This is a genomic window from Solidesulfovibrio magneticus RS-1 (assembly GCF_000010665.1).
GTDB lineage: Bacteria > Desulfobacterota > Desulfovibrionia > Desulfovibrionales > Desulfovibrionaceae > Solidesulfovibrio > Solidesulfovibrio magneticus.
This window is the reverse complement of record NC_012796.1, coordinates 1,890,727-1,903,917: the sequence shown is the minus strand read 5'-3', so window position 1 is coordinate 1,903,917 and position 13,191 is coordinate 1,890,727. Positions and strand designations below refer to the sequence as shown.

General features: G+C 66.0%; 12 protein-coding genes. 7 read left to right on the top strand and 5 right to left on the bottom strand.

The window, feature by feature from the left end:
• The first annotated feature begins 158 nt into the window (after positions 1 to 158).
• The 3 genes from DMR_RS08000 to proC all read left to right on the top strand — a co-directional run bounded on the left by DMR_RS08000 (position 159) and on the right by proC (position 2,860).
• Positions 159 to 1,397, top strand: coding sequence for a DUF190 domain-containing protein (locus tag DMR_RS08000; protein ID WP_015860398.1), 1,239 nt, complete (start codon positions 159 to 161; stop codon positions 1,395 to 1,397).
• Between the two features lie 241 nt (positions 1,398 to 1,638).
• Positions 1,639 to 2,055: a nucleoside-diphosphate kinase gene (gene ndk / locus DMR_RS07995; RefSeq protein ID WP_006921020.1), complete on the top strand. Its 417-nt coding sequence runs from the start codon at positions 1,639 to 1,641 to the stop codon at positions 2,053 to 2,055.
• Positions 2,056 to 2,059: 4 nt separating this feature from the next.
• Positions 2,060 to 2,860, top strand: a complete 801-nt coding sequence (proC, locus tag DMR_RS07990) for a pyrroline-5-carboxylate reductase (protein ID WP_015860397.1) — start codon at positions 2,060 to 2,062, stop codon at positions 2,858 to 2,860.
• Positions 2,861 to 2,949: 89 nt separating this feature from the next.
• Here the strand turns inward: proC and DMR_RS23275 are convergent, their stop codons facing one another.
• The 5 genes from DMR_RS23275 to DMR_RS07965 form a co-directional block, all read right to left on the bottom strand.
• Positions 2,950 to 3,156 carry a cold shock domain-containing protein gene (locus DMR_RS23275; protein ID WP_043600316.1) on the bottom strand — a complete coding sequence of 69 codons (207 nt, stop codon included), beginning with the start codon at positions 3,154 to 3,156 and terminating at the stop codon, positions 2,950 to 2,952.
• 143 nt (positions 3,157 to 3,299) lie between these two features.
• On the bottom strand, positions 3,300 to 4,241 hold the full coding sequence (gene cbiB, locus DMR_RS07980) for an adenosylcobinamide-phosphate synthase CbiB (protein WP_015860396.1): 942 nt from the start codon (positions 4,239 to 4,241) through the stop codon (positions 3,300 to 3,302).
• A 425-nt stretch (positions 4,242 to 4,666) separates the two neighbouring features.
• The gene (locus DMR_RS07975) at positions 4,667 to 5,227 is read right to left on the bottom strand and encodes an epoxyqueuosine reductase QueH (RefSeq protein WP_015860395.1); all 561 of its coding nucleotides are present in this window, start codon (positions 5,225 to 5,227) and stop codon (positions 4,667 to 4,669) included.
• Positions 5,228 to 5,231: 4 nt separating this feature from the next.
• Positions 5,232 to 6,695, bottom strand: a complete 1,464-nt coding sequence (locus tag DMR_RS07970) for an Rne/Rng family ribonuclease (protein WP_015860394.1) — start codon at positions 6,693 to 6,695, stop codon at positions 5,232 to 5,234.
• A 48-nt stretch (positions 6,696 to 6,743) separates the two neighbouring features.
• The gene (locus DMR_RS07965) at positions 6,744 to 7,733 is read right to left on the bottom strand and encodes a radical SAM protein (protein ID WP_015860393.1); all 990 of its coding nucleotides are present in this window, start codon (positions 7,731 to 7,733) and stop codon (positions 6,744 to 6,746) included.
• Between the two features lie 64 nt (positions 7,734 to 7,797).
• Between DMR_RS07965 and DMR_RS07960 the strand changes: the two genes are divergently transcribed.
• The 4 genes from DMR_RS07960 (at position 7,798) to DMR_RS07945 (ending at position 13,152) form a co-directional block, all read left to right on the top strand.
• Positions 7,798 to 8,706, top strand: coding sequence for a tRNA (adenine-N1)-methyltransferase (locus tag DMR_RS07960; RefSeq protein ID WP_015860392.1), 909 nt, complete (start codon positions 7,798 to 7,800; stop codon positions 8,704 to 8,706).
• 32 nt (positions 8,707 to 8,738) lie between these two features.
• Positions 8,739 to 10,364 (top strand): ATP-binding protein, encoded by a 1,626-nt coding sequence (locus DMR_RS07955; protein ID WP_015860391.1) that lies wholly within the window; start codon positions 8,739 to 8,741, stop codon positions 10,362 to 10,364.
• 72 nt (positions 10,365 to 10,436) lie between these two features.
• Complete coding sequence (locus DMR_RS07950) at positions 10,437 to 11,702, top strand: phenylacetate--CoA ligase family protein (RefSeq protein WP_006921029.1); 1,266 nt, start codon at positions 10,437 to 10,439, stop codon at positions 11,700 to 11,702.
• 28 nt (positions 11,703 to 11,730) lie between these two features.
• Positions 11,731 to 13,152, top strand: a complete 1,422-nt coding sequence (locus tag DMR_RS07945) for a ChaN family lipoprotein (protein ID WP_015860390.1) — start codon at positions 11,731 to 11,733, stop codon at positions 13,150 to 13,152.
• The last annotated feature ends 39 nt before the right edge of the window (positions 13,153 to 13,191 follow it).

Below are 13,191 nucleotides of genomic sequence, written 5' to 3'. Positions count from 1 at the left end.
GTCGGCGTGATCATGGCCTCTGGATTCCGTTGATTGGGTGGGCTGTCGCGACGCGGGCTTCCCGCGTCGCGACAGCCCACCCAGGCAAGGGGGTCCGGGGGGGATTATCCCCCCCCGGCGGGCGCGGGCAGAGCCCGCTTGCTTACCATGGAGCATCTATGTCGGACTGGATGGAAATCGATTTGGTGCGGGTGTACTGCGGCGAGTCGGATCGGGTGGACGGCCGGCCGGCTTATGAGCTGGTGGTGGAGGAAGCCCGGCGGCACGGGGCGGCCGGGGCCACGGTGTTTCGCGGCGTGCTGGGCTTTGGAGCCGGCAGTCTGGTGCATACGGCGAAAATTTTGCGGTTGTCGGAAGATTTGCCCATGGTGGTGGAGATCGCCGACCGGCCCGAGCGCATCGACGCCTTGCTGCCCCGAATCGAAAAGCTTGCCAAGGGCGGCGTGGTGACGCGCCAGCGCATGGCGGCCCTGTTCCGGTGTCCAGTGCGGGTGCGCGACGTCATGGCGGCGGACGTGGCCTCGGTGGGGCCGGACACGGACCTTGGCGAGGTGGTGGACCTGCTGGTGGCCCGCCACGTCAAGGCCGTGCCGGTGGTGGACGCCGGGCGCAAGGTTCTGGGCGTGGTCACGGGCGGCGATCTGCTCACGCGCGGCGGGCTGTCGGCCCGGTTGTCGCTGTTCGGGCTGTTGCCGGCCGACGCCCGGGAAGAGGCGGCGGCGGCCCTGTCCGGGCACACCGTCAAGGAAGTCATGACCGCGCCGGCCGAGACCATCGGCGAGCGCACGAGCCTGCGGGAAGCGTCCGAGCGCATGGTAAAAAAGGGCCTCAAGCGGTTGCCGGTGGTGGACGAGGCTGGGGAGCTGATCGGCATCGTCAGCCGTACGGATATTTTACGGGCAGCGGCCAAGGTGCCGGTCGGGGCGACCGAGGCCATGCCGCGTTTCACGGCCGGGCTCATGCAGCAAGCCCGGGACGTGCTCATCACCGACGTGCCCACGGCCCGGCCCGACGAATCGCTGCTTGACGTGGCGTCCCGATTGGTGGCTTCGCCGCTGCGGCGGGTGGTGGTCCTGGACGCCGCCGGCAAGGTGGCCGGCATCGTCCACGACGGCGATCTGCTGGCCCGTTGCGGCCCGTCCAAGCGTCCGGGCATCCTGCAGGCGCTTTTCGGGAAAAAGGACGACGAGGCCGCCGGCGTTTGTCCGGTGGGCACGGCGGGTGAGGCCATGCAAACCACGGTCTACAGCGTGGCCGAGGACGCGGCGCTGACCGACGTATTGCAAAAAATGATCGTCCACGGCGTGAAGCGCCTGGTGGTCACCGACGACGACGGCAAGCTTCGCGGCATGGTGGACCGGGAAGCCGTGCTGCGCGCCATCGCCGGCCGCGTATAACTCCCCTGCCGCTCTTCATCGATAAATAACCGGGGGGCCGGGCCTCAGCCCATCCTCGTCAAAACCCCTTTAAACCTTTCTCCAGTTGGGGGGTCTGGGGGCCTCAGGCCCCCAGCCGCCGGAGGCATCCCCCTCCCTTCCTGCCTCTCCCCGCTCGCGGCATTTGCCTTGGCGACGGATTCGCGGTAAGGGCCGCACGCCGGGCTTTGTCCCGAAGCTAAAACCATCAAGGAGCACATCCATGGAACGCACGCTTTCCATCATCAAACCCGACGCCGTTGAGCGCAATCTGTCCGGCGCCATCCTCAAAATGATCCAGGACTCCGGGCTTAAGGTCGTGGCCATGAAGATGATCCAGCTGTCCACCGCCGAGGCCGAGGGCTTTTACGCCGTGCATAAGGAACGTCCGTTTTTCCGCAGCCTGGTCGATTTCATGACCTCCGGCCCGGTGGTCGTGTCCATCCTGGAAGGCGACGACGCCATCGCCAAGTACCGCAAGCTCATGGGCGCCACCAACCCGGCCAACGCCGAGGAAGGCACCATCCGCAAATGCTACGCCCTGGACATCGAGAAGAACTCGGTCCACGGCTCCGACGCTCCGGAGACGGCCGCCGTCGAGACCGGCTACTTCTTCAGCGCCCTGGAAATGGTGGGCTAGGGCCATGGCCGCCGTCATCGGATTTCTCGGCGCGGGCAACATGGGCGCGGCCATCATCAAAGGTCTGGCCGCCGTTCCCGACGTCTCGGCCCTGGCCTACGACGTGGACGCCGCCAAGGTGGCGGCCCTGGCCGCCGACAAGCTGGCCAAGCCAGCCGCGACTCCCGAAGATCTGGCGGCCGGCAGCGACTATCTGATCCTGTGCGTCAAGCCGCAGTATCTGGCCGCGGCCATGGCCGAACTGGCCCCGGCCCTTGGTCCGGAAACGGTGCTCGTGTCCATCGTGGCCGGGGTCACTGTGGAGAAGCTGCGTGAACTCTCGGCCGGCAAGTGTCCGGTGGTGCGGGTGATGCCCAACACCCCGGCCCTGGTCGGCGCGGGCCAGTTCGCCCTGTGCCTGGACGATCCGGCCCTGGACGCCGAACGCAAGGCCTTTGTCGAGACGCTTTTCGCCGCCCTGGGACGCACCTATGTGCTGGAAGAGAAGTTCTTCGACGCCTTCACGGGGCTTGCCGGCTCCGGCCCGGCCTACGTGCTCCACTTCATGGAGGCGCTGATCGAGTCCGGCGTGCTCATGGGCTTTCCTCGCGACAAAGCCACCGACATCGTCATCGGCCTTTTCGCCGGCACGTCCAAGCTGGCGGCGGAGACGAACATCCATCCGAGCATCCTGCGCGAAATGGTGACTTCGCCGGCCGGCACCACTATCGAGGCGCTCATGCACCTGGACCGCCAGGCGGTGCGGGCGGCCATCATCGACGCCGCAGTGGCCTCCCGGGACCGTTCCAAGGCTCTGGGCGCGTAACACGCCGCCCCTTTTGGCGCACAAACGTCACAAAGCCCCCGCCGGAGAGGTCCGACGGGGGCTTTGTCTTGTGCAATGGGACAATGCAGCTAGGCGGGACGCACCACGTTAGAGGCTTTGGGGCCACGTTCGCCCTGAAGAATCTCAAACGTTACTTGCTCACCTTCGCGAAGCGTGCGGAAGCCATCCCCTTCAATGGAAGAGTAATGGACAAAGACATCATCTTCGCCTTCGCGCATGATGAATCCATAGCCTTTTTTGTCACTAAACCACTTGACGGTACCTTCAAAAGCCATGAGTCTGCCCTCCTGAAAAAATCGTACTTTATCACCTACCACCAAAAATAGAATCTCGTCAACAAAAAATCATTTTTTTGTGCCGCCATCGATATTACAGACTGGACAAATAAAGATCAGACGACTCATCTCGACGGCAACAATCACACAAAAGACCACACCCCTATGCTACACAAGGCAACTGTTCCCACTGCAACAATACACCCCGCAAACAATACCATGGCGCTCAGCAATTCGTAACGGGCCGCATCCCAAGGACGGTCCGATGGCCCCAGCCGTGGCTTATCGACCAGCACTCCATGGTAGCGCGTCTGGCCGCCCATGCTGCCGCCGCATAGCCAGGCCGCAGCAGCCATGGGCCAGCCGGCGTTGGGGCTGCCGCTTGTGGCCGCGTCCCTGGCGATGTCGCCCAGGCGAACGCTCCTCCCCGCGCCCATGAGCCGCGCCGCCAGCCACAGGGCGGCCACGGTCAGCCGGGCCGGCAGCCAGGCCAGGACGTCGTCGGCCCGGGCCCCGAACCAGCCGAGCCGCTCGTGGCGCGGGGTGCGGTAGCCCCACATGGAGTCGGCCGTGGACACCGCCTTGTAGGCCCACAGTCCGGCCGGACCGGTGATGGCCAGCCAGAAAAAGGGGGCCACAAATCCGTCGTTGGCGTTCTCCGCCACGGACTCGGCCAGAGCTCGCCACAACTCCGGGGCGTCCAGGCCGGCCACGTCGCGGCTGACCAGCCCGCCAACGGCCATGCGGGCAGCTTCCGTATCCCCGGCAATCAAGAAGCGTGCCGCCCGTCGTCCTTCGGCCAAAAGGCTGCCCAGGGCCAAGCCGGCATAGGCGAAATAGACGGCCAACACCGTGCCCACGACGGGCAGCGCGCCAGCCACCGCCACAATCAAGGCGCTGCCGCCGGCCACGGCGACCACAGACAGCGCGCCGAAAAGCCGGCTGCGCTGGCCAAGCCGGTCGGCCAGGGCGTCCAGTCGGGCGTAGCACCAGCCGATGGCCCGTACCGGATGCGGCAGTTGGCGAGGATCGCCGAAAATCAGGTCCAAGCCAGCGGCTACGGCCAAAAGCAAGGCGTGGTGCATGTTTTTTCCAAAGGCTCGGGGTGGAAGGCTCGACAACGAGTCCATTTGTAATTGATTTTTGAGCTTATCGTTCCAGACAAAATGGAACCAGCCGGATCAATGCGGCGCGTCTGCAAGGGGTCTTATAAGCCCTCGCGGCCAGGGGAACAACGGCCGACGACCACGCCGAGCCCGGCAAAAACGCTTGATGACGGAGGAGAAATGTGTCGGCATGTCGTGAAAACAGCGGTGAGCCGAGAAATCCTAGGCGGAGCCGGCGCTCGCCCCGGATGGGCGCAGGAGATCATGGCCATGCCCCGGCGGGAGCCGCCGTGGTACGGCTTAGTGTCGCGTCCAAGTATAGCACATGGATCACGCCACAGACAGCAGACGAAAACCTTTGGTTTTCCTTAAAAATACAGTTGTATTTTTTAAGAGACGCGACATTAACCGTCGATGACCGGCGGACGGCGCAGCTTCTTGGCGTAGCGGTCGAGTTCGCTGAGCACGCAGCCGCAGTACGGCTGGCGATAGACGCCCCAGTCCTTGGACAGGGCCACGCCCTCGTCCCAGTGGGTGCGGTAGTCGGCGTAATGAAAGGCCACGCCGGCCGCCTCGCCGGCTGCCCGCCCCAGGGCGGCGATGGCGGCGTGATCCTGGTAGCGGCTGTACAACAGCGAACTGGTGAAGGCGTCGCAGCCTTGCTCACGGGCAACAACGGCCGCCCGGGCCAGGCGTTCTTCCCAGCAAGGACGACAGCGCCCGGCCGGATCAGCCAGGGAGCGGCGCATGTGAGGCAGGGGATCGTAGGCGTCAACGCGCAGGCCAACGCCGAACCGGGCCGCGACCTGGGCCGCGCCGTCGCGGCGGCGCAGCCATTCGGCAGCCGGCTGGATGTTGTCGTTGGCGAAAAGCCCGACAACCTCCAGGCCGGCCTCGGTCAGACGCGCTAGCGGCGCGATGGCGCACGGGCCGCAACAGATATGGAGCAGGACCCGGCCGGCCATGGCGTCACAGGGCGTTTATGACGATCTTTTTCTTGAACTCCTCTTCCATGGCCGAGAGTCGGGCGCGCTTATGGTTGAGGAGATAGCGGGACAGTTCCTCGGAGACCTTGGCCGTCACCGTCTCCTGGCTCGAATCCTTGCGCAGCTGGCGGTAGATGTCTTTCAGCACCGTCAGCGCCTGCCACTCGTGGTTGCGCCGCTGGCCCGAGCCGTTGCAGCACGGGCAGGGCTCGGAAGTGATGGACAGGGCTGAGGATCCCAGGCGCTGGCGCACGATTTCGAGCAGGCCAAAGCGCGAAATGCGGCCGACGTCGGTACGGGCGCGGTCGTTTTTAAAGGCGGCGCGCAGGGTCTTTTCCACCTCGGCCACGTGCTTTCGGTCCTTCATCTCAATGAAATCGATGACCACCTGGCCGCCGATGTCGCGCAGCCGCAACTGACGCGCCACTTCCTCGGAGGCCTCGATGTTGGTCTTGAGCGCCATCTCGCGGAAATTCGATTCGCCGCCGATCTTGCCGGAGTTGATGTCCACGGCGGTGAGCGCCTCGGCGTGGTCAAAGACCAGCACGCCGCCGCTGGGCAAGGTGACCTCGCGGCCATAGAGCTGCTCGATCTGCTTGCGCAGGTTGAAGCGGTCCCACAAGGGCACGTCCACGTCGGGATGCTGTTTGACGATGCCCGGACGGCGCGGATAGACCAGGGTGGCCATTTCCGACACGCGCTTGGCCGTCTCGGGTTCGTCCACCCAGATTTCGCCCACGTCGTCGGTCAGGTAATCGCGCACGGCCCGGGAGGACAGGTCGAGTTCCTGATAAATGAGGCTTGGCGTCTCGGCCGTGGTGCCGCGTTGGCGCACTTCCTTCCACAGGCGCTTGAGATACGAAAGATCGCGCTCCAGCGACGTCTTGGACTGGGACAAGGCGGCGGTGCGGACAATAAGGCCCAGGCCCTCGTCGAGCTTGAGGCCGGAAATGACTTCCTTGAGGCGCTTGCGTTCGGCCTCGTCCTCGATCTTGCGCGACACGCCCCGCTGCTCCCGGCCCGGGGTCAGCACGAAATAGCGGCCCGGCAGGGACAGATAGGTGGTGAGAAACGCCCCCTTGTGGCCCGTGGGTTCCTTGACGACCTGGACAAGGAGCTCCTGATTTTTTTTCAGCGCCTTCTGGATGGGCGGATACTTGGGACGGCGGTCGCCGCCGGCCTGCACGATCTGGTAGTACTCGGGGTGTACCTCGTCGATCTGCAAAAAGCCGTTGCGCTCGGCCCCGTAATTGATGAACGCGGCCTGCAAGGCGGGATCGATGTTGTGGATCTTGCCTTTGTAGATGTGGCCCCGCGTTTTGGCCTGATGGACCATCTCGACGTAATATTCCAGCAGCTGACCGTCCTCGGCCACGGCCACCTCGACCTGTTCGCCGGGCAGCACGCTGATGAACATTTTCTGCTTGCGTTTCTTCCCTCTGCTCATTTCCATGAAACTCCCTGCCTGGGCAGGCTTGCCCAGGCAAAATTTTGTTTATCCGGCCAGGCCGGAATAAAAAACCGCGTCGCCTTCGCGCCGCTCGCGCACGGCCTTGGCCCGGACAAGGGCGGCCAGGGCCAGCCGGACATGGGCGGCGGGCACGTCAAGACCCGCGGCCAGACCGGCCTCGGTCTGGGGGCGTCTGGCCACCGAGGCGGCGATGCGCCCGGCCAGGGCTTCGAGCTGCGGCCCGGCCAGGGCGGCGGGGCCATGGCCCTCGGCCCGACGCGGCGCGGCGGCATCCTGGGCGAAGCCGCCCAGGGCGGCCCTAAACCGGGCCAGGGCCTCGGCCGAAGCGGCCTGGCAGCCCGGATGGGCTCCGGGGCGCGACAGGGTGACCACATCCACCCGGTCCGGCGCGAGTTCCCGGCAAAAGCCCTGCAAAAGCTCGCTGTTTTCAACCGAATCGTTTATCCCGGCCAAAAGCAGCACTTCGAGAAAGATCTTGCCGTCGTAGGCGGCTCGAAAATCGAGCAGGCCCTGACGGATGGCCGTAAGGCCCACGGCGGCGTGGGGACGGTTCAGGCGATGGTACTCGGCCGGGACCAGCGTGTCCATGGACGGCAGCACGATATCGGCCTGGGCGAGTTCAAGACGCACGTCTGGATCGGCCATCAGGCTCGAATTGGTCAGCACGGCCACGGGCAAGTCCGGAAACAATTCCTTGGCCCCGGCAATGACGGCCCCGAGTTCGCTGTTCAGACACGGTTCGCCAAGCCCGCCCAGGGTCACGACATCGGGCGGGGCATGGCCGGCCGCCTTCCAGGCGGCCAGTTCGTCCAGCAGGCGGCGGGCCGGAACATAGGGCTTGCGCGCGGTGGTCAGGGCCTCGGTGACGCCGGCCTCGCAGTAGAGGCAATCAAACGAGCAAATGCGCGCGCCAAGCAGATCCAGGCCCAGCGAAACGCCGAGCCTCCCTGAGCCGACCGGGCCAAAAACATGCCGTAAAGGTTCCGTGGCGCGCTCCTTTTTGCCGTCTCGCACACTTGACAGGCGCGCCCCGCCATGGTCAAGGGCCTCGACCCAACAAACAACCCGGGGTGACAGCGTGAAACAGGGCGATTTGATACTTCTGGTCTCTCCCAAGGGCAAGCGATATCTGCGGCGTTTCGACCAGGACACGGTGCTGCACACCCAGGAAGGCATGATCCGGTTCAGCGAAGTGGCCCGGGCCGGCAGCGGCGGCGCGGTGGCCACCCACATCGGCCACGTCTTTCGCATCCTGCGGCCCACCACCCACGATCTCATCAAGGGCGTCAAGCGCTCCACCCAGATCATGTATCCCAAAGAAATCGGCTACGTGATCTTAAAGCTCGGCATCGGTCCGGGCATCCGCGTGGTGGAGTCAGGCAGCGGCTCGGGCGGCCTCACCACGGCCCTGGCCTGGCACGTGGGCGATACGGGCCGGGTCTACACCTTTGAAAAACGACCCGAATTCTATGCCCTCTCCGGCGAAAACCTCGACGCCGTGGGCCTGTCCCACCGCGTGTCACGCCATAACCACGACATCGCCGAGGGCTTCTACCCCGACTCCGTGGTCAAGGGCGACCCGGCCAGCGACCCCACCGACGCCGACGCGCTGTTTCTCGACGTGCGCACGCCCTGGGACTACCTGCCCCAGGCAGCGGCGGTAGTGCGGCCGGGCGCGCCGGTGGGGTTTCTCCTGCCCACCACCAACCAGATCAGCGAACTGCTCTGGGCTTTGGAAGACTCGCCCTTCGAGGACGTGGAGGTGCTTGAGATCCTGGTGCGGCGCTACAAGCCCGTGCCCGAGCGTCTTCGGCCAGAGGACCGCATGGTGGCCCACACCGGTTTTCTGGTCTTTGCCCGCCACGGCGGCCGCGACGTCTGCCCGCCCCCGCCGCCGGCCGACTTCCCCGAATCCATGGACGCCGGCCCATCCGGCTTTCCTGACGAGAGCGGCCAGGGAGACGACAATCCCGACGCGGCCGATTGACCGGCCCGGAGGAAGCGGCTAAGACTTCTAGCATGGTAAAAGATGTGCCAAGCGCCGAAGCGCCCCGTTCGCTCAAGCGGCTGCTTGATCCCTTAACCGGGCTTCTGGGCGTTCCGGTTGCCGTCAACACCAATCCCGGGATGCCTGTATGGCCCGACCCCGGGGCCGAAGCCCATGCCATTTTGCACCGGGAATTCCCCGAGCGCGGACCATGTCCCTGGCTGGCCCCGGACCTGCCCCTGGACGAGGCCCATACGCGAAAATCCGTCTGCCCCCTGGGACTGGCCGTGGAGCGCTTTCCCCTGGTCCTGCGCGACGGTCGGCCGGGGGAACTGATCGTGGGTCCCTATTTCACCAACCCGGCCGACCGTCAGGCGCTTTTCGGCCGCAGCCGGGCCGCCGACGCCGCCTTGCACGTCCTGCCCTGCCTGCTGCCCCAGCGCCGCGGCCTCATTGAGCATTTCTACCGCGAGTTCGCCGCCTTCGCCGGCTCGGCCGCCCGGGCCGGCGCGGCCAAGGAACAGTTCCTGGCCAACATGAGCCATGAACTGCGCACGCCCCTAAACGGCATCATGGGCATGTTGAGCCTGCTTCTCCAAAGCGAGGGAGACGGCCGTCGTCGCCAGTTCCTCGAACTGGCCATGAACGCCTCCAACCAGCTCCTGGGCGTCATTAACGCCCTGCTCGACTTAAACGGCATCGCCTCGGGCCGGCTGGTGCTGGCCGAGGAACTCTTTGAGCCGCGCCGGATGTTGTCCGAGCTTTTCGCCATGTGCGCCGAGGACGCGGCCTCGCGGGGGCTGGCCTTTCAGGCCGCCGTGGCCGACGACGTGCCGGTCCAGCTCGTGGGCGACCCCCAGCGGCTGCGCCAGGTGCTGCTCAATCTCATCCACAACGCGCTCAAATATACCGAACACGGCGGCCTGGACGTGGCCGTGACCATGGCCCCGACCCAAAGTGCCCGTTCCGACGCCGCCAAACTGCTTTTTACCGTGCGCGACACCGGCATCGGCATCGCCCCGGACCGCCAGGAAGCCATCTTCGACCATTTCGCCATCGGCGAGCCGTTTCTGGGCAAACGCTACGCCCAGGCCGGCCTGGGCCTGGGCATAGCCCGGGACATCGTGGAAAAAATGGGCGGCCGGCTGCGGGTGGAAAGCGAGCTCGGCCAGGGCAGCACGTTCACCTTCACCGCCGAATTGCGACGGCCCTGCGTCGAATGCCCAACCCCGACCACGAACGAGACCGCTCACCCCACCGGCGGCGGCGGCGCGGTCATTGTCCACGCCGAGGACGACCCCGTGGCCCAGCTTCTGGTGCGCCGCATCCTGGAAGACCGGGGCTACGTGCCCATTTCCGTGGATTCCTGCGAGGGCCTGTTCGACATTCTGGGCAGCCGGCCCGTGGATATGGTGCTGATGGACGTCACCATGCCGGGCCTGTGCGGCCTGGAATCCACTCGCCGCATCCGCCGGGGCGAGTCCGGCGCCGCCGCCGACATCCCCGTCGTGGGCTTGTCCGGCTCGGCCACGCCCGAAGACCGCCGCCAGGGACTTTTGGCCGGTATGACCGACTACATCGCCAAGCCCGTCACCCGGTTTGAGCTGCTGGCCGTGGTCCAGCGGGCCCTGGCCGGAAGGCCCTTCCGGGCGGCTTGATTTTTCCAAAAGATCGGTCTAAAGAAATTCTCTTTTTCCCATCACGGGATTTCGCGCCAAAGGAGACCCGGCATGACGCGCAAGGATCGCACAGAAGGCATCTATTCCCGCCGGGAAGTGCTCGACGAATCGGAACGCCGCCAATACTACCAGATCCAGATCAAGGATCTGCTTTCCTATGCTTACCGCTACTCCGAAGACGTCAAGAAGCGCTTCGACCGAGCCCAGTTCCAGGCTTCGAAGTTCAAGACCCTCACCGACCTCAAGCACATCCCCATCCTGAAGAAGAAGGAACTCATCTTCCTGCAGTCCATGGGGCCGAGGCTCGGCGGGCTTTTGACCAAGGACATGGGCGAACTGCGGCGTATTTTTCTGTCCCCCGGACCGATCTTCGATCCCGAGGACCGCGAGGACGATTACTGGGGCTGGACCGAGGGCTTTTACGCCTGCGGCTTCCGCTCCGGCGATCTGGTCCAGGTGACCTTCAATTACCATCTCACCCCGGCCGGTCTCATGTTTGAGGAGCCGCTTAAAAACCTCGGCTGCGCCGTGGTTCCCGCCGGCCCGGGCAACTCCGCCACCCAGTTGGAGATCATGCAGAAGCTGCGGGCCACCGGCTACGTCGGCACCCCGAGCTACCTCATGCACCTGGCCCAGAAGGGCGAGGAGATGGGGCTTAACCTGCGCAAGGACCTCTACATGGAGGTGGCCTTCGTCACCGGCGAAAAATTCTCCGAAAAGCTGCGCGCCAATCTGGAGAAGAAATTCGACATCATCATGCGCCAGGGCTACGGCACCGCCGACGTGGGCTGCATCGGCTACGAATGCTTCCACAAAACCGGCCTGCACATTGCCAACCGCGCCTTTGTCGAGATCTGCCATCCCGACACCGGCATCCCGCTCAAGGACGGTGAAGTCGGCGAAATCGTGGTCACGGCCTTTAACAAGACCTATCCGCTGATCCGCCTGGCCACCGGCGACCTGTCCTACATCGAGCGCGCGCCCTGTCCCTGCGGGCGCACCTCGCCGCGCCTGGGCTCCATCGTCGGCCGCGTGGACACCACCGCCCGCATCAAGGGCATGTTCGTCTACCCGCACCAGGTCGAGCAGGTCATCACCCGCTTCGAGGAGATCAAGCGCTGGCAGATCGAGGTCACCAACCCCGGCGGCATCGACGAGATGACCCTGGTCATCGAAGCCTCCAACTTCAAGCGCGAGGAAGATCTGCTCCACAAGTTCCGGGAGAAGATCAAGCTGCGCCCGGCGCTCACCGTGGTCGCCCCCGGCACCCTGCCGCCCCAGATCCGGCCCATCGAAGACAAGCGCAAGTGGGACTAGGCGCGTCCATGCGTCGCCCGGCATAACCATGCCAGTCCACTTTCCGTTCGAGCCTACGGCCCCCAGGGGCGCGGGAACCTCCCGCGCCCTGGGGGCTTTTCTCCTGGCCGGCCTGCTTGGTCTGGCCGTTATCGGCGCGGGCTGCGTGAAACGCGCCCCGGGCATGCCCCCGGTCGCCCCCGAGAGTCTGGTCGACGCCACGGGCGCGGCCCTGGCCCCGGCCGCCTTTGCCGCCGAACTGGCCGGAGCCGACTATCTGTTGCTGGGCGAGGAACACCCCAACCCCTGCGACCATCAGGCCCAGGCCGCCGTCATCCGCCGGCTGGCCGCCGCCGGCGTTTTCCCGGCCATCGGCCTGGAAATGGTCCCGGCCGATTATCAAGGCGTCCTCGACGCCTTCAATGCCGGCACGCTCCCCCTGGCCGAACTGCCGGCCAGGCTCGACTGGAAAACCACCTGGGGCTTTGATTTCGAACTCTACGCCCCCATCTTTCAGGCTGCCCGGGAGTACAAGCTCCCGGTCTACGCCCTAAACGCCCCCAAGGGCCTGGCCCGCAAGGTCGGCCGCCAGGGCCTGGACGCCCTGACCCCGGCCGAACGCGCCAGCCTCCCCGGAACCATCCTGCCCCCGGCCCAGGCCCAGGTGGAAGAACTGCGCGAACTGTTCGCCCAGCACGGGGCCATGCGCAAGGCCGCGCCCCAGGAAACCGCCAAGCCTGAGCAGGCGAACGCCAAGCCGGCCGCCAAACCCGAAAGCCTGCCCAAGACCGCGACGGCTGCCCAGGCCAAGGCCGCATCGGGCGACGCCGCCGCGCCGCCGACCGCCAAGAGCGCCGCCACGTCCAGCGCCAAGGCCAAAGCCTCCGCCAAGCCGGCCCCCCGGGACGCCGCGCCGGTCCGCGATCCCTTTGAAAATTTCGTTACCGTGCAGTCCCTGTGGGACACCCAGATGGCCGCCCGGGCGCTCTATGCCCGAGCCGTGTCCGGCCGGCCCGTGGCCGTGGTCGCCGGAGCCGGGCATGTGGCCAACGGCTGGGGCATCGCCCGCCGCCTGGCCGTGCTTGATCCCTCGGCCAAGGTCGTTCTGGTCATGCCCTGGCGCGGCGGCGAGGCCCCGGACGCCGAAGCCGCGCCCTACTTCTTCGCCTGCCCGGCCGCCCAGAAAAGCCGGCTCGGCATGACCCTGACCCAGGACCAGCCCGCCCCCGGCAACCCCGCCACCCTGCCGCTGGTCACCGCCGTGGCCCCCGGTTCCCCGGCCGCCAAGGCGGGACTCCTGCCCGGCGACGCCGTCGTCGCCGCCGGCGGCCACCCGGCCGACAACCTATCCGTGCTCCACAAGGCCGCCATCGAGGCCGTCAAGGACGGCAAAACGCTGTCGCTTACCGTCTTCCGGGCCGGGGAAACCCTGACCATCGACATCCCCATCGCCCTGCCCGCCGCCAAGTAGCGCCATGCCGCCGTCGTACCGCCGCAACACCACCGGGCC

Coding starts and splice junctions, on each gene's coding strand:
- DMR_RS08000 (WP_015860398.1), top strand. CDS start 159: ATGTCGGACTGGATGGAAATCGATTTGGTGCGGGTGTACTGCGGCGAG.
- ndk (WP_006921020.1), top strand. CDS start 1,639: ATGGAACGCACGCTTTCCATCATCAAACCCGACGCCGTTGAGCGCAAT.
- proC (WP_015860397.1), top strand. CDS start 2,060: ATGGCCGCCGTCATCGGATTTCTCGGCGCGGGCAACATGGGCGCGGCC.
- DMR_RS23275 (WP_043600316.1), bottom strand. CDS start 3,156: ATGGCTTTTGAAGGTACCGTCAAGTGGTTTAGTGACAAAAAAGGCTAT.
- cbiB (WP_015860396.1), bottom strand. CDS start 4,241: ATGCACCACGCCTTGCTTTTGGCCGTAGCCGCTGGCTTGGACCTGATT.
- DMR_RS07975 (WP_015860395.1), bottom strand. CDS start 5,227: ATGGCCGGCCGGGTCCTGCTCCATATCTGTTGCGGCCCGTGCGCCATC.
- DMR_RS07970 (WP_015860394.1), bottom strand. CDS start 6,695: ATGAGCAGAGGGAAGAAACGCAAGCAGAAAATGTTCATCAGCGTGCTG.
- DMR_RS07955 (WP_015860391.1), top strand. CDS start 8,739: ATGGTAAAAGATGTGCCAAGCGCCGAAGCGCCCCGTTCGCTCAAGCGG.
- DMR_RS07950 (WP_006921029.1), top strand. CDS start 10,437: ATGACGCGCAAGGATCGCACAGAAGGCATCTATTCCCGCCGGGAAGTG.
- DMR_RS07945 (WP_015860390.1), top strand. CDS start 11,731: ATGCCAGTCCACTTTCCGTTCGAGCCTACGGCCCCCAGGGGCGCGGGA.